Genomic DNA, 1,744 nt, shown 5'->3' with positions numbered 1-1,744 from the left:
CGTACGTGTGTTGCATCGGCCGCCTGGGAGAGTCTAGGTTTCTTCTCTCTATGGTTTAGCACACGACAGAACGGATTGATTACACCCTCAACACCACTCTTTTGTGACGATAGTAATCCCTCGTCGATGGGTTGACATGGACTGCCATCTTCGGGCATCCTGCAGTAGAACTTGCGTACCTAAAGAGATGGGTACTAATGTGGTTAGGTACAGACGCGAGATAAGTACCGAAGTTCATGCTGCGTGTCCGCATTTTATGGGACTAGTAACGCCGTAACGTAGCAGCAAACCTAAACTGATCGACCTCGACCATTGAATCAACCTGAGGCACCGTCCTTATGCAGAGTATTGAGTTGCGTCATCTTCGCTATTTCGTTGCGGTTTTCGATCATCGAAGCTTCACCCTGGCGGCAGACAAGCTCTGCGTCACCCAATCCACAATAAGCAAGGGTATCCGAGAGCTTGAAGATCGGTTGGGAACACCTCTACTGTTCCGGCACTCGAATCGCGTCAGCCCAACAGCCGGTGGTACGCAGTTGTTCGAATACGCTCACCCTATCCTCGAACTCCACGAGGAATCGTTGCAGGAGGTGCGACAAATGCATGGTCGCGCAGATGGCAATTTGCGAGTCGGGTGCGAAACTGCTGCTGATAAGCGCATTGTGGCAATAGCGGAACGCGTATATCGCAAGCTTTTTCCAGCATCCGACATCGAGACCACATTCGCACCGATTGAGCAGATACTGGAGCGTCTCGCGTCAGGAGAAATCGACGCCGCCATCGTCACGCTCCCCTCCGACGAGCCCTCCACTAGAGCCGTGACGCTCGCTCAAGAGCGCATGCTGGTCTGCATGAGATCAGACGATACGTTAGCCGCGAGCTCTGCCGTCGAGGCTTCGCAAGTCACTGGTCGTCTCAGGATTTTCAACCCGCCCGCAGCCCAGCGCAAAGCCCACCTCAACATGATGAAGTTACTTGAGGAGGAGGGAATTGAGACCGGCGTCCCCTTGTTTGCATCATCCGTTGACGGACAGTTCGAGATGGTTGAGGCGGGTCTCGGGCTGACTCTCGTTCGAGAGCACAGCGACATCCCGGAGGGTCTGGTCACGAGGCCATTTGCGCGCCTCAAGTGGACTGTAGACACCGCTCTGCTGTACCGGCCCTCGCTTCGAAGCCGGAGCACGTCAGTTTGGGCGATGCGACTTGAACGAACGCTTAAAAAGAAGCCATTTCACGTCTTGCGGGCGCCTCCAAAGAAGCTGTAGTAAGCAACAAACTCGGTTTCAAAACACGCCTCCAGATGCGCTGGGAGGCGTGTTTTTGTTAGTTGGACTTGGCGACGTTGGCCGTTCCTGTTATGAAAATTGGTCATTGGACACGGGCCAATTTGAGCCCTAAGCTCACGATCATTGGCAAGCAACCAAGCCTCGCCAACCTATGTAGACGGCGGATCGATCAAGCACGATGATTCGCATGTAACCCAGCCCCTCGGCTTAGCTCCGCTCGAAAACCTTCTGGCGGACTTCGGACACGAACGACGGAACAACTACTCTTTCCACTTGCACGGACGTGCCTCCGGTCGCGGAACCGTGTCTTCATTCCAGCCAACTGCGGATCTGCCGGCTAACGGCACAAAACAACTTAAGAACTTCACAAGGAGCTTGTTCACTCATGATTTTCGACTCTAGACGTAAACGCTCAACGCTAATTTGCCTCGCACTCCCAGTGCTTGTTTCCTTAGTTG

Annotated in this window: 1 protein-coding gene; it reads left to right on the top strand. The window is 53.8% G+C overall.

Annotated features, from left to right (window positions below):
- Positions 1-338 precede the first annotated feature (338 nt).
- Positions 339-1,265 (top strand): LysR family transcriptional regulator, encoded by a 927-nt coding sequence (locus HDF16_RS30095; RefSeq protein WP_184224648.1) that lies wholly within the window; start codon positions 339-341, stop codon positions 1,263-1,265.
- The last annotated feature ends 479 nt before the right edge of the window (positions 1,266-1,744 follow it).

It is taken from the genome of Granulicella aggregans (genome assembly GCF_014203275.1).
Taxonomy (GTDB): domain Bacteria; phylum Acidobacteriota; class Terriglobia; order Terriglobales; family Acidobacteriaceae; genus Edaphobacter.
The sequence above is the reverse complement of the archived record's forward strand: the minus strand, read 5'-3'. Positions and strand labels throughout refer to the sequence as shown.